The 26,148-nt window shown below is 66.3% G+C and carries 26 protein-coding genes; 15 read left to right on the top strand and 11 right to left on the bottom strand.

Features of this window, described 5'->3' with window-relative positions; genetic code table 11:
* Nucleotides 1-12: 12 nt before the first annotated feature.
* Nucleotides 13-1,161 (bottom strand): 4-phosphoerythronate dehydrogenase PdxB, encoded by a 1,149-nt coding sequence (gene pdxB / locus ABKS89_RS12930; protein ID WP_348589258.1) that lies wholly within the window; start codon nt 1,159-1,161, stop codon nt 13-15.
* Between the two features lie 143 nt (nt 1,162-1,304).
* Between pdxB and ABKS89_RS12925 the strand changes: the two genes are divergently transcribed.
* Nucleotides 1,305-2,708, top strand: a complete 1,404-nt coding sequence (locus ABKS89_RS12925; protein ID WP_138216572.1) for an MATE family efflux transporter — start codon at nt 1,305-1,307, stop codon at nt 2,706-2,708.
* A gap of 183 nt (nt 2,709-2,891) precedes the next feature.
* Here ABKS89_RS12925 and rhtA read toward each other — a convergent pair whose 3' ends face one another.
* Nucleotides 2,892-3,749 carry a threonine/homoserine exporter RhtA gene (rhtA, locus tag ABKS89_RS12920; protein ID WP_348589259.1) on the bottom strand — a complete coding sequence of 286 codons (858 nt, stop codon included), beginning with the start codon at nt 3,747-3,749 and terminating at the stop codon, nt 2,892-2,894.
* A gap of 70 nt (nt 3,750-3,819) precedes the next feature.
* On the opposite strand from rhtA, the gene ABKS89_RS12915 reads away from it, so the two are divergent.
* Nucleotides 3,820-4,422, top strand: a complete 603-nt coding sequence (locus tag ABKS89_RS12915) for a helix-turn-helix domain-containing protein (RefSeq protein WP_138216574.1) — start codon at nt 3,820-3,822, stop codon at nt 4,420-4,422.
* Between the two features lie 143 nt (nt 4,423-4,565).
* Here the strand turns inward: ABKS89_RS12915 and phnX are convergent, their stop codons facing one another.
* Entirely contained in the window at nt 4,566-5,393 is an 828-nt protein-coding gene (gene phnX / locus ABKS89_RS12910; RefSeq protein ID WP_348589260.1) for a phosphonoacetaldehyde hydrolase, read from the bottom strand.
* 32 nt (nt 5,394-5,425) lie between these two features.
* The gene (locus ABKS89_RS12905; RefSeq protein ID WP_348589261.1) at nt 5,426-6,541 is read right to left on the bottom strand and encodes a 2-aminoethylphosphonate--pyruvate transaminase; all 1,116 of its coding nucleotides are present in this window, start codon (nt 6,539-6,541) and stop codon (nt 5,426-5,428) included.
* A 149-nt stretch (nt 6,542-6,690) separates the two neighbouring features.
* Here ABKS89_RS12905 and ABKS89_RS12900 point away from each other — a divergent pair, with 149 nt between their 5' ends.
* On the top strand, nt 6,691-7,551 hold the full coding sequence (locus tag ABKS89_RS12900) for a LysR substrate-binding domain-containing protein (RefSeq protein WP_348589262.1): 861 nt from the start codon (nt 6,691-6,693) through the stop codon (nt 7,549-7,551).
* A 116-nt stretch (nt 7,552-7,667) separates the two neighbouring features.
* Here the strand turns inward: ABKS89_RS12900 and ABKS89_RS12895 are convergent, their stop codons facing one another.
* Complete coding sequence (locus tag ABKS89_RS12895) at nt 7,668-8,546, bottom strand: LysR substrate-binding domain-containing protein (protein ID WP_348589404.1); 879 nt, start codon at nt 8,544-8,546, stop codon at nt 7,668-7,670.
* A 309-nt stretch (nt 8,547-8,855) separates the two neighbouring features.
* Here ABKS89_RS12895 and ABKS89_RS12890 point away from each other — a divergent pair, with 309 nt between their 5' ends.
* From ABKS89_RS12890 to ABKS89_RS12850, 9 genes are all read left to right on the top strand, one after another.
* Nucleotides 8,856-10,214: an MFS transporter gene (locus tag ABKS89_RS12890; RefSeq protein ID WP_138216580.1), complete on the top strand. Its 1,359-nt coding sequence runs from the start codon at nt 8,856-8,858 to the stop codon at nt 10,212-10,214.
* A 47-nt stretch (nt 10,215-10,261) separates the two neighbouring features.
* Nucleotides 10,262-10,618, top strand: a complete 357-nt coding sequence (locus ABKS89_RS12885) for a RidA family protein (RefSeq protein WP_348589263.1) — start codon at nt 10,262-10,264, stop codon at nt 10,616-10,618.
* 8 nt (nt 10,619-10,626) lie between these two features.
* Nucleotides 10,627-12,021: an FAD-dependent oxidoreductase gene (locus ABKS89_RS12880; RefSeq protein ID WP_348589405.1), complete on the top strand. Its 1,395-nt coding sequence runs from the start codon at nt 10,627-10,629 to the stop codon at nt 12,019-12,021.
* 165 nt (nt 12,022-12,186) lie between these two features.
* Nucleotides 12,187-12,708, top strand: coding sequence for an RNA polymerase sigma factor (locus ABKS89_RS12875; protein ID WP_138216583.1), 522 nt, complete (start codon nt 12,187-12,189; stop codon nt 12,706-12,708).
* A 107-nt stretch (nt 12,709-12,815) separates the two neighbouring features.
* Entirely contained in the window at nt 12,816-13,739 is a 924-nt protein-coding gene (locus ABKS89_RS12870) for a FecR family protein (RefSeq protein WP_138216681.1), read from the top strand.
* 122 nt (nt 13,740-13,861) lie between these two features.
* A complete protein-coding gene (locus tag ABKS89_RS12865; RefSeq protein ID WP_138216584.1) occupies nt 13,862-16,465 on the top strand; it encodes a TonB-dependent receptor in 2,604 nt (867 codons plus the stop codon).
* A gap of 192 nt (nt 16,466-16,657) precedes the next feature.
* Nucleotides 16,658-17,257 carry a biliverdin-producing heme oxygenase gene (locus ABKS89_RS12860; protein ID WP_138216585.1) on the top strand — a complete coding sequence of 200 codons (600 nt, stop codon included), beginning with the start codon at nt 16,658-16,660 and terminating at the stop codon, nt 17,255-17,257.
* Nucleotides 17,238-17,687 (top strand): DUF454 family protein, encoded by a 450-nt coding sequence (locus ABKS89_RS12855; protein ID WP_518301017.1) that lies wholly within the window; start codon nt 17,238-17,240, stop codon nt 17,685-17,687. Before ABKS89_RS12860 ends, ABKS89_RS12855 begins: the two co-directional genes overlap by 20 nt.
* A 59-nt stretch (nt 17,688-17,746) precedes the next feature.
* Nucleotides 17,747-18,115 (top strand): YajD family HNH nuclease, encoded by a 369-nt coding sequence (locus ABKS89_RS12850; RefSeq protein ID WP_081516740.1) that lies wholly within the window; start codon nt 17,747-17,749, stop codon nt 18,113-18,115.
* Between the two features lie 332 nt (nt 18,116-18,447).
* On the opposite strand, the gene ABKS89_RS12845 is transcribed toward ABKS89_RS12850, so the two are convergent.
* The 3 genes from ABKS89_RS12845 to ABKS89_RS12835 form a co-directional block, all read right to left on the bottom strand.
* Entirely contained in the window at nt 18,448-19,443 is a 996-nt protein-coding gene (locus ABKS89_RS12845) for an LLM class flavin-dependent oxidoreductase (RefSeq protein WP_348589264.1), read from the bottom strand.
* Between the two features lie 343 nt (nt 19,444-19,786).
* Entirely contained in the window at nt 19,787-20,200 is a 414-nt protein-coding gene (locus tag ABKS89_RS12840; protein ID WP_138216587.1) for an arsenate reductase ArsC, read from the bottom strand.
* Between the two features lie 79 nt (nt 20,201-20,279).
* Nucleotides 20,280-20,771 carry a DUF1543 domain-containing protein gene (locus ABKS89_RS12835; RefSeq protein WP_348589265.1) on the bottom strand — a complete coding sequence of 164 codons (492 nt, stop codon included), beginning with the start codon at nt 20,769-20,771 and terminating at the stop codon, nt 20,280-20,282.
* A gap of 164 nt (nt 20,772-20,935) precedes the next feature.
* On the opposite strand from ABKS89_RS12835, the gene ABKS89_RS12830 reads away from it, so the two are divergent.
* Both ABKS89_RS12830 and ABKS89_RS12825 read left to right on the top strand, forming a co-directional pair.
* Nucleotides 20,936-21,616 (top strand): TetR/AcrR family transcriptional regulator, encoded by a 681-nt coding sequence (locus ABKS89_RS12830; protein WP_138216589.1) that lies wholly within the window; start codon nt 20,936-20,938, stop codon nt 21,614-21,616.
* A gap of 76 nt (nt 21,617-21,692) precedes the next feature.
* Nucleotides 21,693-22,004, top strand: coding sequence for a hypothetical protein (locus ABKS89_RS12825; RefSeq protein WP_138216590.1), 312 nt, complete (start codon nt 21,693-21,695; stop codon nt 22,002-22,004).
* Between the two features lie 7 nt (nt 22,005-22,011).
* On the opposite strand, the gene ABKS89_RS12820 is transcribed toward ABKS89_RS12825, so the two are convergent.
* Nucleotides 22,012-23,148, bottom strand: a complete 1,137-nt coding sequence (locus tag ABKS89_RS12820) for a DUF1615 family protein (protein ID WP_518301016.1) — start codon at nt 23,146-23,148, stop codon at nt 22,012-22,014.
* Nucleotides 23,149-23,234: 86 nt separating this feature from the next.
* The gene (locus ABKS89_RS12815) at nt 23,235-24,128 is read right to left on the bottom strand and encodes a DMT family transporter (protein ID WP_348589408.1); all 894 of its coding nucleotides are present in this window, start codon (nt 24,126-24,128) and stop codon (nt 23,235-23,237) included.
* 130 nt (nt 24,129-24,258) lie between these two features.
* Here ABKS89_RS12815 and ABKS89_RS12810 point away from each other — a divergent pair, with 130 nt between their 5' ends.
* Nucleotides 24,259-24,696, top strand: coding sequence for an Lrp/AsnC family transcriptional regulator (locus tag ABKS89_RS12810; protein WP_138216592.1), 438 nt, complete (start codon nt 24,259-24,261; stop codon nt 24,694-24,696).
* A gap of 79 nt (nt 24,697-24,775) precedes the next feature.
* Here the strand turns inward: ABKS89_RS12810 and ABKS89_RS12805 are convergent, their stop codons facing one another.
* On the bottom strand, nt 24,776-26,146 hold the full coding sequence (locus tag ABKS89_RS12805; protein WP_348589266.1) for a DUF1329 domain-containing protein: 1,371 nt from the start codon (nt 26,144-26,146) through the stop codon (nt 24,776-24,778).
* Nucleotides 26,147-26,148: the final 2 nt, after the last annotated feature.

The following is a 26,148-nucleotide window of genomic DNA, read 5'->3' as shown; positions in this document are numbered from 1 at the left end:
GGCGCGTCCGCCCTACTCCCCGACCCGGTTGGCGCCCAGCGCGGTCAGCAGGCTTTCCAGGCGCGGCGAATCGCCCTGGATGTCTACCCACAAGCCGGTGATCTCCCGGCGCGGCGGGTAGTGCTTGCGCAGCGCGTCGAAGGCCGCCCGCCGGGTCTGGGTGTCTCCGATCAGACTGCGGCGGAAATTGGCGTCATCGCTGCGCGGGTCGTACACCGCGCGGCAGAGCATCGCCAGCGCCCAGTCCGGGTCGCACTCTTCCTTCAAACTCAATTCGGCCAGCCATTGCGCCGGCAGCAGGTCATCGAGATCGACGGCCGGCTCGCAGCGCTGCCAGGCGCAGAACGCCTCGTAGATCTGCGCCGTGCCGCGCAGCTTGCCATCCAGGCTGTAGCCGGCAATGTGCGGGGTGGCGATGCGGCAGCGATGGGCCAGTTGCACGTTCACTTCCGGCTCGCCTTCCCAGACGTCCAGCGCCACGTCGATATCCGCGCCGGACTCCAGGTGGATGCGCAACGCCGTGTTGTCGACCACGCCACCGCGGCTGGCATTGATCAGCCAGGTGCCGGGGCGCAATGCCTTGAGGCGCTGCGCGTCGATCAGGTGGCGCGTGGGGTTTTCGCCGTCGCGGGTCAGCGGCGTGTGCAGGCTGATGACATCGCACTCGCGCAGCACTTCTTCCAGGCTGCGGAAATCGCCACCCTCGGCGGCAGCGCGCAGCGGGTCACAGACGCGCACGTCCCAACCCAGCCCGCGCAGCACATCCACCAGGCGACCACCCACCTGCCCCGCGCCGATCACGCCATAGCGGCGTTCGGATAACTTGGCGCCATGCACTTCGGCCAGCGCCAGCAGGCTGCCCAGCACCCAGTCCACCACGCCGCGGGCGTTGCAACCCGGCGCGCTGGACCAGGCGATGCCGGCCTCGGCGAAGTAGTCCAGGTCCAGGTGATCGGTGCCGATGGTGCAGGTGCCGACGAACTTCACCTGGCTGCCCTGGAGCAGTTCACGGCTGACGTCCGTCACCGAGCGCACCAGTAATACTTCGGCATCGCCCAGTGCGGCGCGGTCGATCCCGCGTCCGGGCAGGCGACGGATGTCGCCATGGGCGCCGAAGAAGGCTTCGACCAGGGGAATATTTTCATCGGCAAGGATACGCATGGGCTGACTCCAGAAATCGTCACCGGCTACTTTACCAGCGCCGTTGCGCGCGGTCCCGCGCCACACACGACAGGCTTTGCTGACCGGGCGGACAGCCCTTAAACTGGCCGGCTTCCCGTTCATTTCTTCTGCCAAGGAAAGCCGTGACCAGCCTCGCCCAGCCCGTCTCCCGCGGACGGCGCACCGCCACCGAACTCAAGGAACTGCTGACCCTCGCAGCGCCCATCATGATCGCCCAGCTGGCGACCACCGCCATGGGCTTCGTCGATGCGGTGATGGCCGGCAGCGTGGGGCCGCGCGACCTGGCCGCGGTGGCGCTGGGCAACTCGATCTGGATTCCGATCTTCCTGCTGATGACCGGCACCCTGCTCGCCACCACCGCCAAGGTGGCCCAGCGCTACGGCGCGGGCGACCAGGCCGGCACCGGCCCGCTGGTGCGCCAGGCGTTGTGGCTGGCACTGCTGGTCGGCCCACTGGCGGGGGCGACGCTGTGGCTGCTCTCCGAGCCGGTACTGCGGGCGATGAAGGTCGAGGAAGCGCTGATCGAACCCAGCTGCTTCTACCTGCGCGGCATCGCCTGCGGCCTGCCGGCGGTGGCGCTGTACCACGTGCTGCGCTGCTTCAGCGATGGCCTGGGGCGCACCCGGCCGAGCATGGTGCTGGGCATCTGCGGGCTGATGCTGAACATCCCGATCAACTACGTGCTGATCTACGGCCACCTCGGTTTCCCGGCGTTGGGCGGCCCCGGCTGCGGTTGGGCCACTGGCTCGGTCATGTGGTTCATGCTGCTGGGCATGCTGGTCTGGGTGAACTGGGCCAAGGTCTACAAGCCGAGCCAGCTGTTCAGCCACTGGGAGCTGCCGAAGCCGCAGGTGATCGGCAGCCTCGTGGGGGTCGGCCTGCCGATCGGCATCGCGGTATTCGCCGAATCCAGCATCTTCTCGGTGATCGCCCTGCTGATCGGCGAGCTCGGCGAGAAGGTGGTGGCGGGCCACCAGGTGGCGCTGAACTTCAGCGCGCTGGTGTTCATGATTCCCTACTCGCTGGCCATGGCCGTGACCGTCCGCGTGGGCCAGTCGCTCGGTGCCGGTGCACCGCGCGATGCGCGATTCGCCGCTGGCGTGGGCATGGGCGCGGCGCTGGCATACGCCTGCATTTCCGCCAGTGGCATGCTGCTGATGCGTGAGCACATCGCCGGGCTCTACACGCAGGACCCGGACGTACTGGCGCTGGCCGCCACTCTGCTGGTGTTCTCGGCGCTGTTCCAGTTCTCCGACGCCGTGCAGGTCACCGCCGCCGGCGCCCTGCGCGGCTACCAGGACACCCGCGCGACCATGATCATGACCCTGTTCGCTTACTGGGGCATCGGCCTGCCGGTGGGCTACAGCCTCGGCCTTGCCCACTGGCTGCAGGAACCCACCGGCCCACGCGGCCTTTGGGAAGGCCTGATCGTCGGCCTGACCTGCGCGGCGGTGATGCTGTGCATCCGCCTGTCGCGCAGCGCCAAGCGGCAGATCGTGCTGAACGAGAGGCGCACGGCGGCGTAATTCCGCAGAATGCAAAAAAAGCCGCCCAAGGGCGGCTTTTTCATTTGAAGGTCCCACAGTAAAAACACTGAGTAGGATGGTGTGGAGCGCAGCGATACTCATCAATCCCGTGCACGGGCAGCATGGGTATCGCTGCGCTCCACCCATCCTACCAACAGGCTCGCCGGATACTTTTGAGGGTGCTCAGTCAGTGACCAGCGCCGGCTTCGGCCGGCTGCTCAGCGTGGTGCCCACCGAGGCGACGATGATGGCGCCGATGGCGATCCACTGGTGCGACGTCAGTTGCTCGCCAAGGAACACCAGGCCGGACAACGCGCCGAATGCCGGCTCGATGCTCATCAAGGTGCCGAAGGTGCGCGCCGGCAGGCGGGTCAACGCCACCATTTCCAGGGTGTAGGGCAAGGCGCTGGAGAGGATCGCCACGCCCAGCAACGCCGGGAACAAGCTGATGTCGAACAGCGCCATGCCGCTGTGCGCGAGGCCGATGGGCGCTACGCAGATCGCTGCGATGCTGATGCCCAGCGCAGCGCCCTGCGCGCCCAGGTCGTTACCGGCACGCTGGCCGAAGATGATGTAGAGCCCCCAGCAGACGCCTGCCCCCAGCGCCAGCGCGGCGCCCTTGGGGTCGATGCCGTGGCCGAAGTCGGCGATCGGCAACAGCAGGCCGAGGCCAACCACCGCGATGGCGATCCACAGGAAGTCGATGGGCTTGCGCGAGTAGAACAGCGCCACCGCCAGCGGCCCGGTGAACTCCAGCGCCACGGCGACACCCAGCGGAATGGTCTGCAGTGCCATGTAGAAGGTCAGGTTCATCAGGCCCAGAGTCACGCCGTAGATGAACAGTGGCTTGAGCGGCTTGCCACGCAGCGAGGTGCGCCACGGGCGGAGGATCGCCAGCAGGAGGATGGCCGCGAAGATCAGGCGCATGGAGGTCACGCCTTCGGCGCCGAGCACCGGGAACAGGCTCTTGGCGACCGACGCGCCGGTCTGGATCGAGGCCATGGACACGATCAGGATGAGAATGGGGAAGGCAGTAGACATAAAGCGAGAGCGAGGCATGATGCGGACCTGAACAGGCGTTGCAACGGTTGGGATTTCTTGGTTGACTGATATGCGCAACATAATGCGCAAAAAGGCCAGAATGAGCAATATACTGCCCACTCCTTCCGAACGTCCCAGCGTGCTGGTGCACGTCGCCGATAACGTGAAGACGCACCGCCGCAATGCCGGCTTCAGCCAGGACGCACTGGCCAAGGCCTCGGGCGTCAGCCGGCGGATGCTGGTCGGCATCGAGAGCGGCGACACCAATGTCAGCCTCGCCACCCTCGACCGCATCGCCGCCGCCCTGAAAGTCACCTTCGCCGACCTGGTTCGCCCGCCGTCCACCGGCGGCCTGTCCCGCGTCGACGCCGTTGCCTGGGGTGGCCAGCAGGCCGACAGCCGCGGCACCCTCCTCGCCAGCACCCCCGCCACGCGCCAGGCCGAGCTCTGGCACTGGACGCTCGCCCCCGGCGACCGCTACAACGCCGAGCCCGATGCCGAAGGCTGGTACGACATGGCGTATGTCATCGAAGGCCGGCTGACCATCGTCCTTGCCGAAGAAACGGTGGAGGTCGAGGCCGGGGGCTTCCACGTATTCAAGAGCAACCAGCCGTTTTCCTACCAGAACCATGGGGATGTGCTGGTGCGGTTTGTGCGGAACGTTGTGAACTGATTACGGCTGACAGACACACCTGTCAGTGCTGATCGCGGGCATGGCCCGCTCCTACAGTGGAATGCCGAGTTCACTCCTACGGAGAGGCCAGCGCCAACAAGAAAGGCCCGCACTAAGCGGGCCTTTCTATTGAACACTCAGTGTCAGCTGCTCTGCGGCATCTCACCCCGCGCCAGGCGCGCGTTGATGTCGGCAATCACCGCCGGCAGTTCGGCGATGGTGTCGATCAGGTAGTGCGGGCGCGAGCCTTCGAACATCTGGCCGATGCGGCGGCGCTCCTGATCCAGCTTCTCCGCCGGCAGCGCCTTGTACTGCTCATAGGTCAGACCCAGGGCATTGCCCGAGCAGGTCAGCGCCACGGTCCACATGCCGGCGCTGCGACCTTCGAGGATACCCGGCCAGGTGTCGTCGACCTTCACGCAGGCGGCGACGTCATTGATGCCGAGGGCAATCACGTTGGCCAGTGCCTGTGCCGGATGCGGACGGCCGTTGGGCACTTCATCGGTCGCTACCACGTGGTCGGCGACGTAGCCGTTGATCTTCGCCAGGGCAACGACCTTCTCCATCACCACCGCCGGGTAGCCGGAGCAGGAGCCGATCTTCAGCCCGCCCTTGCGCAGGGTGGCGATAGCTTCCAGCGCGCCGGGAATCAGCGCCGAATGCTCGGCGATCTTCTCGATCTGCAGAGGCATGAAGCGTTCGTAGATGGCGGTGACATCGTCGTCGCTCGGCACGCGGCCGAACTTGGCCTTGTAACGTTCGGCGATGGCCGGGATGTCGCACAGGGTGCGGATGTGGTCCCACTTGCCCATGCCCATCGGGCCGCGGGCTTCTTCCAGGCTGACCTGCACGCCGAACTCGGCGAAGGCCTCGACGAATATCTGGGTCGGCGCGAAGGAACCGAAGTCGACGACGGTGCCGGCCCAGTCGAGGATGGCGGCTTGCAGTTGCTTGGGTTGCTGGTAATTCATGGCGTTCAATCCTGTGTGAATTCGGGCGGGCGTCAGATTTCGAAGACTTCCATTTCCTTCAGCGTCTCGGCGATGGCCGCGACGGCGGCGCGCATGCCGCTGGCGTCGACCTGGCCGATGCAACCGACACGGAAGGTTTCCACCTGGGTCAGCTTGCCGGGGTAGAGGATGAAACCCTTCTCGCGCACCCGGTTGTAGAACTCGGTGAAGGTGTAGCGGGCGTCACTGGGGGCATGGAAGGTGACGATGATCGGCGCCTGGATCTCGGCCGGCAGGAAGCTGCGGAACCCGAGTTCGGCCATCTCCGCCAGCAGAGTCTGGCAATTGTTTGCGTAACGCTGATGACGAGCCGCGAGACCGCCCTCTTCCTCGTACTGGCTCAGCGCTTCGTGCAGCGCAGCCACCACGTGGGTCGGCGGTGTGAAGCGCCACTGGCCGGTCTTGGCCATGTAGGCGTGCTGGTCCTGCAGGTCCATGGACAGCGAGTGGCAGTTGCCGGCGCTGGCGTTCAGGGCGGTGCTGCGGGCGAAGACGAAGCCCATGCCCGGTACGCCTTCCAGGCATTTGCCGGAAGCGGCGATCAGCGCGTCGAAGGGGATATGGCGGGCGTCGATGTCCAGCGCGCCGAAGGAGCTCATGGCATCGATGATCAGGCGCTTGCCGTGGGACTCGATGACCCTGGCGATATCGGCCAGCGGGTTGAGGATGCCGGTGCTGGTTTCGCAGTGGATCAGCGCCACGTGGGTGACGCTCGGGTCCGCGCTGAGCAGGCGGTCGACGTCAGCGGCGGTGGTCGGCACGTCTTCTTCGGTTTCGAAGGTGCTGAATTCACGGCCGATCACCTGGCAGATCTTCGCCAGGCGCTTGCCGTAGGCGCCGTTGATCAGCACCAGCACCTTGCCGTCGCGCGGCACCAGGGTGCCGATGGCGGCTTCGACGGAGAAGGTGCCGCTGCCCTGCAGCGGTACGCAGGTGTGGGTCGCTTCGCCGTGGATGATCGCCAGCAGGCGCTTGCAGACATCGGCGGTCAGGTCGTTGAAGTCGCGGTCCCACGAACCCCAGTCGACCATCATGGCGCGACGGGTGCGGGGGGACGTGGTCAGCGGACCGGGAGTCAGCAGGATGGGGGCTCGCTCGGCAGTGCTCATGCTCGATTCCTCTTTCGTGGGAACGTCGTCAGGGCTGAATTCGGTTGGGCCGTGGCGGGTTCGCTGCGGCCTGGGCATAACTTGCCGGCCGGGCAGATATCGTTCAAATTGTTTATCACGATGCACTGCATAAGCCGGACATATACCTCATGAACCTCTTCCAGCTCCGCGCCTTCGACGCCGTCGCCCGCGAACGCAGCTTCACCCGCGCCGCAGAGCGGCTGTTCATCAGCCAGCCGGCGGTGACCGGGCACGTGAAGGCGCTGGAGGAGCACTACCAGGTCAACCTGTTCCGCCGCACCGCGCGTGGCGTGGAACTGACGGCCGATGGCGTGCGCCTGTCCGCCATCAGCCGCACGCTGTTCGCCCTGGAGGAGGAAGCCGAGGCCATGCTCGATGCCAGCCGCGAGCTGGTGACCGGGCGCATCGAGGTGGCCGCCGACGGCCCGCACCTGGTGATGCCGATGCTCGCCCGGCTGCGTGCGCGCTTCCCCGGCATAACAGTCAACCTGCGCCTGGGCAATGCGCAGGAAACCCTCGCTGCGCTGCTGGACGAACACGTCGATATCGCCGTGCTGACCGAGGTGGAGCCGCGTGCCGGGCTGTTTCTGCGCGAGCTGGTGGAGTCGCGCATCTGCGCCCTGGTGCCGGCCAGCCATGCCTGGAGCGAGCACGCTGGCGAGCTGCCGTTGGGCGAGCTGGATCAGCAGATCATGGTGCTGCGCGAGCCCGACTCGATCACCCGGCGCACCTTCGATGCGGCCTGCTCGGCGGCCTCGGTGGAACCACGCGTGCTGCTGGAACTGGACAGCCGCGAGGCGGTGACCGAAGCGGTGGCAGCAGAACTGGGGGTCGGCATCGTGTCTTCGATGGAGGTCAGCCCGGACCCGCGGGTGAAGGCCATCCCGCTCAGTGGCAAAGGACTGGTGAACCGCCACGCCATTGGTTGCCTGGAGCGGCGGCGGGGGTTGCGGGTGGTCAGCGCGTTTCTGGAGTTGGCAGAGGGCTGATCAATATTTCCGCGGGATGCGGTTCGCGAGCAAGGGCTGGGCGCCCCCCTCGGTCCTACGAAGAGCTCCGAGGTAAGGCCAAGCTGTAGGAGCGAGCTTGCTCGCGAACAACCGCCCTACTCCGCCGGCAAATCCTCGCGCACCAGATCGAGAAAGGTCGCCACGATCCGCCGCGAGCTCTGCTCGCGCAGGCACACCAGCGTCTCGCTCATGTGCCGCTCGCAATCGATGATGGGCAGCGCATGCACACGATTGTCGGAGCCGAACTCGGCGGCCGACACCACGCCCACTCCAATCCCCGCGACCACCGCCTCGCGCGCGGCCTCACGCCCTTCCACCTCGATGGCCGCGCGAATCCGCAGGCCGGCGGCGCGCATCTCTTCCTCCAGGGTCTGACGGGTGACCGAGCCGTGCTCGCGCAACACCAGCGGCGCATCGTCCAGGTCGGCCAGGAGGATCGAATCGCGCTTCGCCCAGGGATGGCTGTTGGCGACGAAGGCGACAATCGGATCGTTGCGCAGGGTGAACGACAGCAGGCGCTCATCCTTCACGGCGTGCCCCAGCAAGGCCAGGTCGGCGCGGTAGGCGAACAGCGCCTGCAGCGATTCATCAGTGTTGCCGCTTTCGATGCGCACGCGAATACCGGGGTAGCGCTGACAGAACGCCGCCACTTGCGGCAGCAGGTGCACCGCCGCGTCCACCGCCAATAGCAGGCTGCCGGTCTGCAAGGCGCGGGACTCCTGCAGCAGTTCCTGGGCCTCGGCCTCGATCACGAACAGCCGCTGGGTCACCGCCAGCAGGCGTTCGCCCAGTTCGGTCAGACGCACCGAGCGCTTGTTGCGGTGGAACAGCAACACGCCGTAGCGCTCCTCCAGCTTGCGTACCTGGTCGGAAACCGCCGGTTGGGTGAGGAACAGGCGCTCGGCGGCGCGGGTGAAGCTGCCGTGCAGGGCGACAGCGTGAAAGGCCTTGAGCTGGGCATGGGAAACGGAGATGGCGGCGGTCCTCGGCAGATGGGGAACGGTGTCGCCCGAGGCGGATGACCGATGGGTCAGCTACCGGGCATTCGAACTTCCTACGCAATCGTCCTACAAGGAAAACTTATTTTTATAATTTGATAAATCGATTTCATTTATTTGTGCGGAATTGTTTCCATCCCTCCACCGACGCTTCCCGGCGACGGCCACCAACGACTCCAGCGCTTCTGACCCGCACTGGAGCGACGTGCTCGATACAACAAGAACAAGAAAGGCGTTACCTCACTGACTGCCGGCACAGCACAACTACAACAACGAGGTCGGAACATGCTTACCCCCCAAGGCAACGCAACATCCCGCTCGCCCCTGGCGACGATCCAGCGCTGGCGCTGGCAGATCTTCGCCATCACCTGGCTGGCCTACGCGGCCTTCTACTTCACCCGCAAGGCGTTCTCGGTGGCCAAGCTGGGCATCACCGAAGACCCCACCTTCCACCTCGACAAGGCCATGATGGCCAACCTCGACGCTACCTACCTTGCCGCCTACGCCGTCGGCCAGTTCACCTGGGGCGTGCTCGCCGATCGCTTCGGCCCGCGCGTCGTGGTGCTCGGCGGCCTGCTGATCTCGGCCGCTGCGGCGATGGTCATGGGCACCTGGGCGACACTGCCGATCTTCGCCACCTGCATGGTGATCCAGGGCCTGGCGCAGTCCACCGGCTGGTCGGGGCTGTGCAAGAACATCGGCAGCTTCTTCGCCACCCACGAACGCGGCCGTATCCTCGGCCTGTGGAGTACCTGCTACGCCTTCGGCGGCCTGGTGGCCTCGCCGTTCGCCGGCTGGTGGGCCTATTCGGTGTTCGGCACCTGGCATGCAGCCTTCTATTCCAGCGCCGCCGTGGTCGGTGGCGTGGCCCTGCTGTTCATCTTCCTGCAGCGCAACCGCCCGCAGGACGTCGGCCTGCCGCCAGTGGAAGCCGAGCCCGAAGCGGTGCGCTACGCCGGCTTCAAGCCCGAAGGCCAGAACGCCGGCATCCGCGAAACGCTGGCGCTGGTAGTCGGCAACCGCACGGTGCTGACCCTCGGCCTGTCGTACTTCCTGCTCAAACCGGCGCGCTACGCGATCCTGCTGTGGGGACCGGTGATCGTCTATGAACGCATGCCTGGCCTGGGCAAGGTCGGCGCCGCCGTGCTGCCGACCGCCTTCGAGGTCGCCGGACTGCTCGGCCCGATCCTCATCGGCCTGGCCTCGGACCGAATCTTCGGCGCCCGGCGCATGCCAGCCTGCGTGATCAGCCTGATCGGCCTGACCGTCTGCCTGGCGCTGTTCGTGCCGTCCATGCAGACCGGCAGCAGCGCGCTGGTGTTCGCCCTGCTGTTCATGATGGGCCTGACCCTGTACGGACCGGACTCGATGATCAGCGGCTCGGCCGCCATCGACTTCGGCACCGGCAAGGCCGCTGCCACCGCCGCCGGCTTCGTCAATGGCTGCGGTTCGGTCGGCGCGATTCTCGGCGGCCTGCTGCCGGGCTACTTCGACACCTACACGGTGTTCGTCGGGTTCACCATCACCGCGCTGATTTCCGCCGCCATCCTGCTGCCGCACTGGAACAGCCTGCCGGAGGGCGCCACGCCCGCCGCCAGCCGGGTTCCCAACCGCTCCGTGAAGGTCCGCATGGCGCGTTCCTGATCCCTCGGCACAGGGACGTGCCACCTGCCCTACAAGGTCAACAGTCCATGAGTATCGAACGCTTTGGAGTGGTCCAGCGCCGCTCCGAAATGGTCCTGCACGAGCAGACGCTTTACATCGGCGGCCAGGTCGCCAGCGACACCCAGGCCGATATCGAAGGCCAGACCCGGGAAATCCTCCAGGGCATCGAGCACCTGCTGGCCGGCCTCGGTGGAGACCGCACGCACCTGCTGACAGTGCGCATCCTGCTCGCCGACCGGGACGACTACGCCGGGCTCAACCGGGTCTGGGACGAGTTCTTCCCTCTCGGCCATGCCCCGGCCCGCGCCTGCACCCTGGCGCAACTGATCGACCCGGCCTGGCGCGTGGAAATAATCGCCACCGCCGCCCTGCCCCCTCGCTGAATACGGAGATTGCCATGCGTCCTTTCTGGCTCGAACAGGCCCTGCAGCAGGACAACGAGCGTGCTGCGCCACTGGAAGGCAACACCCGCGCCGACGTCTGCATCGTCGGCGGCGGCTACACCGGTCTGTGGACCGCCATCATGCTCAAGGAACAGAACCCGGAACTCGATGTGGTGATCATCGAGGCGGATATCTGCGGCGCCGGCGCCAGCGGCCGCAACGGCGGCTGCGCGTTGTCGTGGTCGGCGAAGTTCTTCACCCTGGAGCGACTGTTCGGCCTGCCCGAGGCGATCCGCCTGGTGACCGAATCGGAACGCAGCATCCACGCCATCGGCGAGTTCTGCGAACGCTACGGCGTGGATGCCGACTACCGCCTGGACGGCACGCTCTACACCGCCACCAATGCCGCCCAGGTCGGCGCCACCGATGGCGTCATCGCCGCACTGGAGCGCCACGGCATCAACTCCTTCAGCAAGCGCCCGCTGGAAGACGTGCAGCGCATGGCCGGCTCGCGCAAGCACCTGGAAGGCTGGTTCTCCCCGGCCGCTGCCAGCGTGCAGCCGGGCAAGCTTGTTCGCGGCCTGCGCCGAGTGGCGCTGCAATTGGGTGTGCGGCTGTACGAAGGCACGCCGATGACCGGGCTGGACCAGGGCCGCCCGGCCACCGTCCACAGCCCCGCCGGCTCGGTCAGCGCCGACCGCGTGGTGCTGGCGATGAACGCCTGGATGGCACGCGCCTTCCCGCAGTTCGAGCGCAGCGTGGCGATCGTCTCCAGCGACATGGTGATCACCGAACCGAGGCCGGACCTGCTGCAGGAAATCGGCCTGACCTCCGGCGTCACCGTGCTCGACTCGCGCATCTTCGTGCACTACTACCACAACACCCCGGACGGCCGGATCATGCTCGGCAAGGCCGGCAATACCTTCGCCTACGGCGGCCGCATGCTGCCGGTATTCGACCGGCCCTCGCCGTATCTCGGCTTGCTGCAGGACAGCCTGGCGGAATTCTTCCCGGCCTTCGCCGAAGTTCCCATCGCCGCCAGCTGGAACGGGCCGTCCGACCGCTCGGTGACCGGCCTGCCGTTCTTCGGTCGCCTGGGCGAGGCGGACAACGTGTTCTACGGCTTCGGCTACTCCGGCAGCGGCGTCGGCCCCTGCCACATGGGCGGGCAGATCCTCAGCTCGCTGGTACTGGGCCTGGACAACCCCTGGACCCGCTCGCCGCTGACCCAGGGGCCGCTGGGCCACTTCCCGCCCGAGCCGATCCGCTATGTCGGCTCGCTGATGGTGCGCAATGCTATCCGCCGCAAGGAGCGCGCCGAGGATCGCGGCCACCGCCCACGTCACCTCGACGTTCGCCTGGCGCGTTTCGCTGCCGCGGCGGGCAAGGCCGACAAGGCCTGACTCTTTACCCTCACCGGCCGGCTGAGGGAATGGGCGAGGCGCCCCGCGCGCCTCGCCCTTTTTTCATTTGCCGTACACATCCGGAACCACGGATGGGCTTGTGCCATGAGCCAGAGCTGAATAACATTGATTATCATTTAAAAATTATTCCTGCTGGACGCCCTTGTGAGCACTTCCAACCTCGACGCGGTCTTCCTGGCCCAGCGCCTGCCTTTGTTGCGCACGCTCGTCCGGATGGTGAAGAACCCGAGCATCGCCGAAGACCTGGTGCAGGAAACCTACCTGCGCGTCGCCCGCACTCTGCTCGAACGCCGTATCGATCACCTGGAACCCTTCCTCTTCCAGACCGGCCGCAACCTCGCCCTGGACCACCTGCGCCACCTGCGCATGCAGTCGCGGACCATGCTCGACGACGTCCCCTTCGACGTGGTCCAGGCCGTGCCGGCCCCCGGCTCCAGCGCGGAAGACCAACTGCACGCGGAGAAGCTCTTGGAACGCCTCGGCAGCACCCTCAGCCAGCTCAGCGAGCGTCAGCAACGCATCTTCATCCTCAGTCGCCTGCACGGTTGCGGTTACGCGGAGATCGCCGAGCAACTGGATGTCTCTTCCAGCACGGTGCAGAAGGAACTGAAACTGATCATGGCGATCTGCGTCGGCCTGGTCAGTCGCCTGGGAGAATCGGTATGACGGACTTTCGTTCGCCGGCCGATTCGACAACAATGCGCGGCTCACCACCCCAGGCCCGCCCCGAGGATCGCCCCTTGCCCCACGCCACGCCGCCCGACGACCAGCAGATGGCCGAAGCCCTCGACTGGCTGATCCTCGAGGACGACATGGACGCCCCTACCCGTGCGCGCTTCGATGCCTGGCTCGCGGCCAGCGAAGGCAACGTGCGGGCCTATCAGCGCGTGCGCGAGGCCTGGCAATCACCGCTGCTGCCGGTGGCGGCAGCACGCCTGGAGCTGCAGCGAACACAATCTCGCGTCCTGCCCATGCAGCGTCGTCGGCGCTTCTGGAAACCCGTCGCCACTGCCGCAGCGCTGGTTCTGGCGATTGGTGTCGCGGTGCAGGGCGACCTGCTGACGCGCCTGCGTGCGGACCATCTCACCGCGGTCGGCGAACGCCAGAAAGTCCAGCTGGCCGACGGCTCGAACGTACTGCTCAACACCGACACCGCGTTCTCCAGCAAGGTCGACGACCAGCAGCGCGTCGCCCGCCTCTACCGTGGCGAAGTCTTCTTCGACGTCGCCCATGACCGCAGCCGCCCCTTCGAGGTGGAGGCCGGGCCAGTGCAGGTCACGGTGCGCGGCACGGCGTTCGCCGTGCGCTACCTCGGCAACGAGGCGGAAGTCAGCGTGCAACGCGGTGAAGTGGACCTGCGCACGCGCCTGGACGATGCCCGCGTCAGCCTCGGCGCCGGCGACAGCATCCGCGTCGGCCCACAGGGCTTCGGCGAGCGCCAGCACGGCGCCGAGGCCGAATCCCAGCTGGCCTGGGTGAAGGGCCGCATGGTGTTCGAGAACTGCCCGCTCAGCCAGGTGCTGGCCGAATTGCGTCGCTACTACCCCGGCTGGATCGTGAATACCAACGAGCGCCTGGAGAACGTCAGCGTCACCGGCAACTGGCGCCTGGACGACCCGCTGGGCGTGGCCCGTTCGCTGGCTCAGATCACCTCCGCCGAGCTGCACGAATACCCGAAACTGCTGATCCTCAACTGACTTCCCACACCGCACAGAAAGTTTTTTTACGCGATTCGAAAGGCTCGTTCGTTTAGTCAGAAGCCAATGCAATAGATTCGCATTTACGAATGCGAACAAAGACTGACTAAGAGAGCCCTTCGATGACCATTGCTTCTTCGCGTGCCCCTCTGCGCCGGCTGTCCGCGCCGGCCAGCATCTCGCTGCTCGCCCTGTCCATCGGCCTCGCCAGCCTGCCGGCCACTTCCGCCCTCGCGGCGGAAGCCAGCCAGACCCAGGCCGGCTACAGCTTCGACATCGCCCGCCAACCGCTGCCCCAGGCACTCAACGCATTCAGCGCGGTGACCGGCTGGCAGGTTGGCGTGGCCGGTGACCTGGCTGACGGCGTGGTCTCTCCGGGCGTCAGCGGTCGCCTGCCGGCGGAGCGCGCGCTGAAGACCCTGCTCGGCGGCACCGGCCTGAGCGTGCGCCAGCTCGGCCCGCGCAATGTGGTGCTGGAGCGCAACCTCTCCTCCGTCGCCGAGATGCAGCCGCTCACCGTCACCGCGACTCGCCAGGCGCAGAGCGTCACCTCGGTTCCGTCCACGGTGAACGTCGTCGGCCGCGAGGAACTGGACCGCAAGAACGTCAACACCATCAAGGAGCTGGTGCGCGACATGCCCGGCGTCTCCGTCGGCGGCACCGGCAACCGCGCCGGCATCACCGGCTACAACATCCGTGGCATCGACGGCGACCGCGTGCTGACGCAGATCGACGGCGTCGAGATCCCCAACAGCTTCTTCAACGGCCCCTATGCGCAGACCGAGCGCAACTATGTCGACCCGGAAATCATCAAGCGCGTGGAAGTGCTGCGCGGCCCGGCCTCGGCCCTGTACGGCAGCAACGCCATCGGCGGCGCGGTGAGCTACTTCACCCTCGACCCGGACGACATCATCAAGGACGGCCAGGACGTCGGCGCACGCCTGAAGACCGGCTACAGCTCCGCCGATGACAGCTGGCTTACCTCCGCCACCGTCGCCGGCCGCCACGACGACTTCGACGGCCTGCTGCACCTGAGCCAGCGCAACGGCCACGAGACCGAGTCCTACGGCAGCACCGGCGGCACCGGCCTGTCGCGCACCGAAGCCAACCCCGAAGACGTGCGCACCACCAACGTGCTGGCGAAACTGGGCTGGAACTACGCAGAAGGCAGCCGCTTCGGCCTGGTCTACGAGAAGTACAAGGACGACGTCGACACCGACCAGAAGAGCGCCTACGGCGGCCCGTACTTCAACGGCGCACCGACCATCCCTGACAGTGTGCTGCCCGGCGGCATGTACCAGTGGCGCACCGGCAACGACACCATCACCCGCGAACGCTTCGGCCTGGAGCACCAGATGCTGCTGGACAGCGCGGTGGCCGATCACCTGAAGTGGACCTTCAACTACCAGATCGCCAAGACCGACCAGAGCACCGACGAGTTCTACTACCCCATCACCCGCCAGGTGCTGCGGACCCGCGAGACCCAGTACAAGGAGCGCCAGTGGGTGCTCGACCTGCAGATGGACAAGGCCTTCGCCCTGGGCGACACCGACCACCTGCTGACCTACGGCACCACCCTCAAGCGCCAGAAGGTCACCGGCTACCGCGAAGGCGACGCCACCTGCCTGGCCGTCAGCCGCACCTGCACCACCATCGGCGGCCCGAGCTCGGTGGCCTCCGACCGCCTGGCCCGCAGCAGCGACTTCCCGGACCCGACCATCGATACCTACGCCCTGTTCGCCCAGGACGAGATTCGCTGGAATGACTGGACCTTCCTTCCCGGCCTGCGCTACGACCACACCCGCCTGGACCCGCACATCACCGAGGAATTCCTGCGCACCGTCGACCAGAGCGGCGAAGGCGACGTCAGCAGCGAAAGCAAGAGCTGGCACCAGCTCTCGCCCAAGCTCGGCGTGACCTACGCGTTCAACGACAACTACCTGTGGTACGGCCAGTACGCCCAGGGCTTCCGCACCCCGACCGCCAAGGCGCTCTACGGCCGCTTCGACAACCCCACCACCGGTTACCGCGTGGAGCCCAACCCGGACCTGGACCCGGAACGCAGCCAGAGCTACGAGACCGGCCTGCGCGGCAACTTCGAGGAAGGCTCGTTCGACGTGGCGGTCTTCTATAACAAGTACCGCGACTTCATCAACGAAGACGCCATCACCCCCGGCTACGACGAGCCGACCTTCACCAGCAACAACATCAAGAACGCCATCATCAAGGGCGTGGAGCTGAAGGGCCGCCTGGAACTGGGCGCCTTCGGTGCGCCGCAGGGTCTCTACACCAAGGGCTCGGTGGCCTACGCCTACGGCCGCAACAAGGACACCGGCGAGCCGATCAACAGCGTCAACCCGCTAACCGGCGTGTTCGGCCTGGGCTACGACGAACAGGCCGGCCGCTACGGCGCCCTGCTCGACTGGACCCTGGTCAAGCGCAAGACCCGCGTCGACGACAGCCAGTTCAACGCCCCCGACGGCACCAGCAGCCAGTTCAAGACCCCGGGCTTCGGCATCCTCGACCTGACCGGCTACTACAAGCTGACCGACGACCTGACCCTCAACGCCGGCCTCTACAACCTCACCGACAAGAAGTACTGGCTGTGGGATGACGTGCGCGGCTACGACGGCGTCGGCGAAGCCTCGGTACTGGCCCCGGCCAACCTCGATCGCCTGACCCAGCCGGGCCGCAACTTCGCGATCAACCTGGTGTGGGATATCTGATGCTCACGCGCCCTCGCTGGTCGTAGGGCGCATAACCTGGAACAGGTTATCCGCCGCCCGGCGCGGCGGATAACGCTGACGCGTTATGCACCCTACAAAAGCTGGCTCGCACAGTGAACGCCGACAATCTTTACGCTTTCCCCGAACTCGTTCGTCTCGTCTGTAAAGACCTGTAATTTCAAGGAATTGGACATGACCACCCTGGAACTCCCCGCCCTGCGCTCGCAGCGCCTGAACGCGCTGACCCACGCCCCCCACGAGCGTCTCGACCACGCCGTGAAGGCCCGCGAGCCCTTCTCCAGCCGCGAGCGTTTCGCCCGCTTCGTGGTCGCCCAGTACCTGTTCCAGTCCGAGCTGCAGGCCCTGTATCAGGACGCCGAGCTGGGCAAGATCTTCCCCGACCTGCCGCAGCGCTGCCGCGCCGAACAGGCCCGCCTGGACCTGGCCGACCTCGACACCGAAGTGCCCGCCCCGGTTGCCGGCGCCATCAACAACCCGAGCCAGGCACACGCCCTGGGCTGGCTGTTCGTCTCCGAAGGCTCCAAGCTCGGCGCGGCCTTCCTGATCAAGCGCGTCGCTGCGCTGGGCCTGGACGAGAATACCGGCGCCCGTCACCTGGGCGAGCCCGAAGGCGGCCGTGCCGAAGGCTGGAAGCGCTTCACCCGCACCCTCGACGGCCTGGAGCTGAGCGAAGCCGAAGAGCGCGAAGCCGAAGCCGGCGCCGTGGCCGCTTTCGAGCGTTTCTCCGAACTGCTGCAACACAGCTACGACAGTGCTCCCGCCGCCGTCTGACGCCCTCGAGCGCGCGCCTGCCGATGCGGCGCGCGCCAACCCCTTCGCCCCCGCGCACTCGCGGCTGGCCCGGCTGGCATTCGCATTGCTGGCGTACACCAGCCTCGGCGTGGGCATGGTGGGGTTGGTGGTGCCGGGGTTGCCGACCACCGAGTTCGTCCTGCTCGCCGCCTGGGCCGCGTCGAAGAGTTCGCCGCGCCTGTCCGCCTGGCTGGAGAATCACCGGCTGTTCGGCCCCATCCTGCACAACTGGCGCAACGGCCGCGCCGTTGCGCGCCGCGCCAAGATCAGCGCCAGCCTGGCGATGCTCGCCGCCCTGGCGATCATGCTGATCACCCTGCCCCACGGCCTCTGGCTGTACGCAGTGATTCTCGGCATGGCGGTTGGCAACCTGTGGATCTGGTCGCGCCCGGATACGCCCAGGCCGTAGCCAGCGCGCGGCAGCGGACTTATGCTGGAAGTCCGATTCCACACTCTCTTCTACGAGCCATGAACCAGCCCACCAGCAAAGTCGACGCCGTCCTCGCCGAAGCCCAACGCCGCCGCGAAACCAGCTACCGCGAAAAAGCCCTGAAGATGTACCCCTGGATCTGCGGGCGCTGCGCCCGCGAGTTCAGCGGGGTGCGCCTGCGCGAGCTGACCGTCCACCACCGCGACCACAACCACGACAACAATCCCGAGGATGGCTCCAACTGGGAGCTGCTGTGCCTGTTCTGCCACGACAACGAGCACCAGCGGCAGGTGGACCTGCATTACCAGAACAGCAACGACGCGGGCGCCAAAGGGCCGAAGGTCACCCACAAGGGCCTGGCCGGATTGGCGGACCTGCTGAAGAAGAAGGATGACGGCGAGGCCTGAGGCTTCCCCACTCCTACACCTGCCCCGACACTCCATAGCTCACCTGTAGGAGCGGGCCATGCCCGCGATCGCGCGCATGGCGCGCTCCTGTAGATGGGCGCTTCGTATCGGTCTATCCCTGCGGTAATGGAGTCCTCCGCAGCGGATTTCGCGGACAGGGTCCGCTCCTACGGCACGCCCGTCGCTCCGTAATTCACCTGCAGAGCGTAGGGCGCATAACGCGCCAGCGTTATCCGCCACAAGGCCATCGGCGGATAACCCGTTCCGGGTTATCCGCCCTACGGTCCACCCACGCCGGAACTTTGGCCGTAACCTGTAGGAGCGAGCCTCGATCAGCGCAGGCCAGCAACGATCTTCAGCGAGCGCAGGCGCAGCTCGTGGTCGTAGATGTCGCTGGTGAAAATGATCTCGTCCACGCCGGTCTGCTCCAGCAGGATTTCCAGGCGGCTGCGCACCTTCTCCGGGCCGCCGATCACCGCCAGGCCGAAGAAATTACCCACCGCATCCTGCTCATGGGGCAGCCACAGGCCGGCCATGCTCTTCACCGGCGGCTTCTGCTTCAGGCTGTCGCCACGGATCAGCGCGAGCACGCGCTGGAAGGCAGTGGTCGCCAGGTATTCGGCTTCCTCGTCGGTCGGCGCGGCCACCAACGGCACACCAATCATGGCGTAGGGCTTGTCAAGCACCGCCGAGGGCTGGAAATTCTCGCGATAAATGCGCAGCGCGTCGTGCAGGTAGCGCGGCGCGAAGTGCGAGGCGAAAGCGTAGGGCAGACCTTTCTGCGCGGCCAGATGGGCGCTGAACAGACTGGAGCCGAGCAGCCAGATGGGCACGTTGGTGTCCTCCCCCGGAATCGCCAGCAGCGACTGCTGCGAGCGGCGCGGGCCGAGGAGCATTTCCAGTTCGGCAACCTGCTCGGGGAAGTCCGCGCCGTCGCCCAGGCGATCGCGGCGCAGCGCACGCATGGTCGCCTGGTCGGCACCCGGCGCGCGGCCCAGGCCCAGGTCGATGCGGCCGGGGTAAAGGGTTTCCAGGGTGCCAAAGTTCTCCGCCACCACCAGCGGCGGATGGTTGGGCAGCATTACCCCGCCGGACCCGACGCGGATGCTCTCGGTCTTGCCGGCGATGTGGCCGATCAGCACGGCGGTGGCCGAGCTGGCGATGCCGTCCATGTTGTGGTGCTCCGCCAGCCAGTAGCGGGTAAAGCCCAGGCGCTCGACGTGCCGGGCAACCTCGACAGCGTTGTGCAACGCCTCGGCAGCGGTGCCCTGGTCGCGCACGGGCACCAGGTCGAGCATGGAGAAGGCAATATCTGACAGGGACTTCATAGGCACTCCGATTCGGGTCACGCAGGCGCCTACACGCAACGCCGCGGACATGACTTTGACCGTGACTCTAACGAGGCACTCCCCGCCTGACCACTTGTCGGGATCGATAGTGCTCATGCCGCCGAGTGATACAGGGCTGCCAGCGCATTGCCATCACCTGTTCACGGGACAGTCACCGCTCTGTAACGCGGGGTAGCCAGAATGCCCTTGCGCTGAAGGACCAGCGCCCCATCTCTACGGGAGTCCGCCGGAAACCCTCCCCAGGCAACGGCGAAATCCTGTGGCCTACGAAGCAAAAAGCCCGCATCCGTGCGGGCTTTTTGCTTTGTCATCGCCGGAAGCTTCAGTCGCGGTTCTTCACCATTTCGAAGAGCTTCAGGCGATCGCTGATTTCCTGCAGGGTGTGGCGGAACGGGTCGTGCTGCTCGCTGTGGGCCGGATCGACGAAGTTCCACACGATCACTTCGCTGGAGGTCGGCAGCTCGTCGCCCTCGTCGGTGGACTTGTCGCACAGGTCGATCAGGTAATCGAAGTGCTGGCCGCGGAACTCGTCGATGGACTTGCTGCGCAGGCCTTCGGCGGAGATCCCGGCGTGCTCCAGCACGCTGCGCGCGCGGGGGTCGATGGCGGTCGGGTGGATGCCCGCGCTGAAGGCTTCGAAATGCTCGCCATCGGTGTGCCGCAGCAGAGCTTCGGCCATTGGCGAGCGGGCGTCGTTGGCGACACAGACGAACAGGACTCGGCGTTTCTCGGTCATCGTTACCTCGGCACTGGGGCGGCTATGCGCCCTATATACGTCAGGTTTTATGACAGGGCCGTGTCAGCGCCGTGAAGGCTCACAACACGATGTAGTCGCTGCGCTGCACGATGCCACGGCTCTCCCCTTCCACCAGGTGCACGTAGCGTCCGCCGATCTGGTCGATGGCGATGCAATCGTCGACGTCGATCACCGCGTCGGTGTGCGCCTTGTCCCAGCTGCGCGGCATGCGGCGCTTGGCGCGCACCTTGGCGTCAGCGGCATCGCGCGCGGCCACCAGCACGTACTGGTGCGCCTCGCCGAAGCTGCCCAGCTCGTAGCCACCCAGGTTGACGAAGAACAGCCGCTGCTCGCCCGGCGCCGGCATCGCCTCGCTGAACTCGACGCGATACGCCTCGACGCCATCCACCTCCAGCCAGGAGTCGATGTGCAGGCCGTCCGGGCTGCCGAACCAGGCCTCGCGCAATTGCGGGTAGGTAGATTTCAGGTTGTCGCCAATGACGAAGGCCACGTCATGGACCTCGATCCGCGCGCGCGGATGGCGTCCCCCCAGCATGACTACGAACAGCATTTCAGACCCTTCCCAGGTTTCAGATTTGGTCTGACAGATCCGTCATACGGCAGGTTCCATCTAATGGCGGATAAATGGCCATCCGCCAGTCAGCCCGGTGGGTGGCAAGCGCTATATAGAAAGTTATATTCTGAATCTCTGTTTCACTGCCCCGATGTTTTCCCATGCCCCAGACCGCGCCTACTCCGACGCGCCGCCGAACGCGCCCTGCCCTCAGCATCCGTGACCGCAACCGCCAGCGCATCCTGCTGGCCGCCGGCGAAGAATTTGCCGAGAAGGGCTTCACCGCCGCCAAGACCCAGGACATCGCCAGCCGCGCCGAGCTGCCCAAGTCCAACGTCTACTACTACTTCCAGAGCAAGGAGAACCTCTACCTGCGCCTGCTGGAGAACGTGGTGGACGCGGTGCTGGAAGCCGCCGCTCTGCTGCGCGAGTGTGACGACCCGGCCTGGGCGTTGCCCGCGCATATCCGCGCGCGCCTGCACATCGCCCGGCAGTGGCCGCACGCCTACAAGGTGTTCGCCAGCGAGATGCTCCACGGCGCGCCGCACCTGCCACCGGAGTGGCTGCAACGCCTGCGCGCCGAATCGCGCCGCAACGTCGAGTGCATCGCCGCCTGGATCGACCGCGGCCTGCTCGCCCCGGTGGACCCGCAGCACCTGCTGCTGAGCATCTCCGCGGCCACCCGCACCTATGTCGATTTCGACTGGCAGATCGCGATGATCACCGGCAAGGCGCAACCCGCCGCCGATGACTTCGACGCAGCAGCGGCGACCATCACCCGCCTTGTCCTGCGCGGCACCGAACCGGAACCAGCCGCGCGCCTGCGCCCCTTGCCGCTGTAGCGCCCGGCGCTGGCTGCACTACGCTGAGAATGTCCGCACGGCCTCGCGCCGTGCCTGCATTCGTCTGGGAGACGCCATGAAATCGCTACTGATCGCCGTATCATTGATGATCCCCGCCTCGTTATGCGTCATGCAGCCCGCCTTTGCCGCCATTCCCATGCTCAACTACGACTGCCCGAACGATATCCAGATCCACACCGACGAGAACGGGCCGGTCTACATCAACGGCCAGGAAGCCAAGGTCACGCAGAACACCGACAGCACCGTGGTCGCCAAGGGTGAGGGCGTGACCGTGCAGATCAGCAGCAACGACGACGGCACCGTCAGCGTCTCCTACACCGGCCCGAACGGCGACAGCGGCGTCTGCGATCCCGCCGAGGGCGACTGATCAAGCACTACGGCGCTCGCCCCAGGCAGCGCTGGTAACGCTCATCAACACGCTGGGCGAACCAGGCAGTGGTGAGCTGGCGGGTGATCTTCGGGCTGTGCAGCGTGATACCCGGCAGCATCGCCCGCGGCATCGACTTGCCAGCGGAGCGTTCGGCCAGCGCGAAGACCTTGGTGTAGAGCTCCGACTGGGTGAACTCCGGCTTGTCGCCCAGCTCCAGGTCGCGACGGATTTCCCGCTCGCTCATGCCCAGCTTCGGCCCCAGGGTGCGCACCGCCTTCTCGGTGCTGCCGGCGTCGTAGCTGCCGTAGAGGATCACGTCGCCATCCAGTGCCAGGGTGATGCCGGTGAGGTCCGCCACCACGCGCTGGAACGCGGCGTTGCGGCTGGCGTACCAGCCGGCGTTGAAGTCGGCGAAGCGGTACAGCTGACGCGGGTAGTTCACCGGGTAGCCGAGCAGGTGGGCGATGCCGAAGTACATGCCGCCGCGACGGCTGAACACCTCGCGGCGGATGCTGCCGTCCACCGGGTACGGATAGCCATCGGCATGGGCCTGGGCGAATTCGATGCTGACCTGCATCGGCCCGCCGGTATGCACCGGGTTGAAGCGGCCGAACAGCTGCTGACCCAGCGGTACCCCGCCGATGAAGTCATCGAAGATCGCGCTCAGCTCCCGCTCGGTTTTCGCACTCGCCAGGCGTTGGCTGTAGGTGCGGCCATTCGGCGATTTCAGCGCCAGCGCGGTATCGATGAGGAAGCCCGGCACATGCACCTTGCCCGCACGCCGGTCGATCTCGGCGCGGGCGATCTTGCCCAGTCCCGGCACGGGCGGGTCGGCCTTGAAGTTGGACTCCTGCTCGGTGATCGCCACGACCGAACAGAGGTTTTCGGTGGTCGCCGGAATGCGCTGGGTGGTAAAGGCGACCTGGATGTCCTTCGCCCAGCCCTGGCGGTCGGACGCGCCAGCGGGAATCAACTTGGCCAGCTTGCCGCGCACCTCGTCCGGAGTCGGCTCCGGCACGCTGGGCGCGCGGGTGCCGCAACCGGCCAGCGCCAGCAGCGCGGCCACGCCCAGTAGATGAAAGAATCGTGGTGAAGGCCTTTTCAGGCTGAATGAATCTGCCGTCAGGGCAGCCGCAGTCATAGTCCGTTCCTTGCTTGATTTCTGCCGCCTACAGGACCTGTGCCCGGCGGCACTGGTTCCCCGGCATTGTCAGGCAAGCACGGATTTCAGCGCCAGGCCAGGCGCCGCAGGTTCAGGCTCCAGCCGCGCTGCATGCCGGCGGCGGCCAGCAGGATGGCGACCACGCCCAGCCATTGCAACGGGGTCAGACGGTGGCCGAAGGCGAACCAGTCGACGAAGATCGCGGCGATCGGGTAGATGAACGACAGCGCGCCGGTCAGCGCCGTGGGCAGCTTCTGGATCGCACCATAGAGCAGCACATACATGATGCCGGTGTGCACGATACCCAGGGTCGCCAGGCTGGCCCAGGCAGTGGTCGCTTGCGGCAGTGGAGAGAGGTTTGCCCAGGGCGCCAGCAGCAGGATGCCGGTCACCGCCTGGATCAGCGCGATCAGGTGCGGCGGCACGCCGGTCAGGCGCTTGATGATCAGCGCCGCCACCGCATACAGGGCCGCCGCTCCGAGGGCCAGGGCGATGCCACCCAGATAGTCGCTACCCACCTGCCCCGCCTCACCGTGTGCGCTGACGATGGCCAGCATGCCGACGAAGGAAACGCCGAGCCAGGCGAGTTTTTGCGCGGTCACCTTCTCGCCGAGGAACAGCGCGCCCAGCAGCACCAGCAGGAACGGCTGCACGTTGTAGACCGCCGTGCCGATGGCGATGGACGCCCGCGAGTAGGAGCCGAACAGCAGCACCCAGTTGCCGACGATGGCTGCGCCGCTGAGCAGCGCCAGGCCGAAGGTGGCGCGGGTAAGAATGCCGGGGCGCAGGAAGCCCATGGCCGCGCAGATCACCAGGAGTGTCGCGGCGCCGAACACGCAGCGCCAGAACACCACATCCAGCACCGGTTGGCCCGAGACCACCACCAGCCAGCCGATGGTGCCGCAGATCAGCATGGCGCTGATCATTTCCAGGGTGCCGCGTCTGATTGGCTCGTTTATGGTTCACCTCCGCTTGTTGGTGACCAGTATGAACAGGTGGATTCGTGCACTCCATCGCCTGACGCAGGCAAACTACCGCGATTACCTTTACTATCAAGGTAATTCACCGACTTCACCTTTCGAGGCCAAGATGACCGACGACATCGACCAGTTGCTGATCTCCGCGCTGATGGAAGATTCGCGCCTTTCCCTCAAGGCCCTGGCCCAGGTCAGCGGCCTCAGCTCCCCCAGCGTGGCCGAGCGCCTGCGCAAGCTCGAAGAACGCCAGGTGATCACCGGCTACACGGTGAACGTCGACCCACGCGCCTTCGGCTACCAGCTGCAGGCCATCGTCCGGGTGCGCCCGCTGCCGGGGAAATTGCAGGACGTGGAGAAGCAGATCCTGGCGATCCCCGAATTCACCGAGTGCGACAAGGTCACCGGGGAGGATTGCTTCTACGCGCGGATGTGCGTGCGCTCCATGGAGCAGCTGGACGAGATCCTCGATCACCTCAACGGATTTGCCGAGACCAACACCGCCATCGTCAAGAAGAGCCCGGTGAAGCGGCGCTTGCCGCCGATGGCTTGAAGCCCGACGTCCGCAGAGCGGGCGCGGCACTTGCCGGAAATGAAAAAGGCCCCTTGCGGGGCCTTCGTCGTTTGCAGACTTAGCGCGATGCCTTGCGGCGCAGCGCCGACGGGCTGAAGTTGGAGTCGTCCGGCGCCGGCTGGCTGAAGTCAGCGGTGCCCGGCTCCTCGTTGTCCAGCCACTGGATGCTGTAGCGGTGCGCCTGGAGGTCATGGAAGGTGTCCAGCGCGGTCCATACCATCGGCTGCTCGTAGAAGCTCTTCAGGTACGCCAGCGACACACGCCACAGCTCACCGCGACCGTCGTACTGGTCCACCACGGCGGCGCCCCAGCTGTCCTCGTCGAGGTACAGGGTGCGACGCGAATAGATGTGCCGCGCGCCGGGCTTCAGTTTGCCGTCCACCACCCACACGCGGTGCAGCTCGTAGCGGGTGTATTTGGGATTGACGTGGCCGGGGGTAAGCAGGTCCTTGTACTTAACCTCCGGGCTGGTGATCTGGTAGTTGTTGTAAGGGATGTAGATTTCCTTCTTGCCCACCAGGGTCCAGTCGTAGCGGTCCGGCGCGCCGTTGTACATGTCGGTGTCGTCGGCGGTGCGCAGGCCATCGGAGTCTTCGATCGGGGTGTCGTACGCCAGCGTCGGGGCGCGGCGCACACGGCGCTGGCCGGGGTTGTAGCCCCAGGCCTGGCGCGGCTCCTTGACCTGGTCGAGGGTCTCCTGCACCAGCGCGCCGTTACCGGCCAGGCGGGCCGGGGCGGTGGTGAAGGTCATGTAGTAGAACATGGTGTTGCCGAGCTTCTCGAAGCTCCCCTTGGGGTCGTAGAAGCGGAACAGCGCCTCGTCCTGCGAGGTCACCAGCGCGTAGGCGCCGTTGCGCTGCACGCCGGCCTGGGAAGAACGCCGCACGATGTAGGTGCCACGGTAGCGGGCGATGTGGTTCCACACCGCTTCCACGCCGCTCTGCGGGATCGGGAACGGCACGCCGCCGTAGGCATCGGAGAAGCCGTTGCCGCCTTCCACCAGCTTGGCGCTGGTAGCGTTCTTGTAGATGTTGTCGTAGACCCACTGCGGCGCCGAGCCGGTGCGGTGGGTCTCGTAGATCGGCATCTGGTAGCTGTCCGGGTAGGCGTTGAACAGCGCGATCTGCCCTGCCGTCAGGTTGGCCTTGTACTGGTCGAGGTTGGCCTTGGTGATGACGAACTTGGGCTTCTCGCCGGGGAACGGGTCGACGTGGTGCGCACCCGGCCCCTTGTAGCCGGCGGGCGCCGACGTCAGGCCGCCGCTCCAGGCGGGAATGCTGCCGGCAGCGTTGCCGGCCTTTTCCGCGCCCATGGGCGTCAGGCTGCTCTTCAGCTGGGCAGCCTGGTCGGCCGAGACAGCGGCACGCGCATCGGTGATGGCTAGCGCTGACAACACGGCAAGGGCGATCAGGGAACTCTTCTTGTACATGG

It is taken from the genome of Pseudomonas sp. LABIM340 (assembly GCF_040017195.2).
In the GTDB taxonomy this organism is placed as follows: Bacteria; Pseudomonadota; Gammaproteobacteria; order Pseudomonadales; family Pseudomonadaceae; genus Pseudomonas.
The sequence above is the reverse complement of the archived record's forward strand: the minus strand, read 5'-3'. Positions and strand labels throughout refer to the sequence as shown.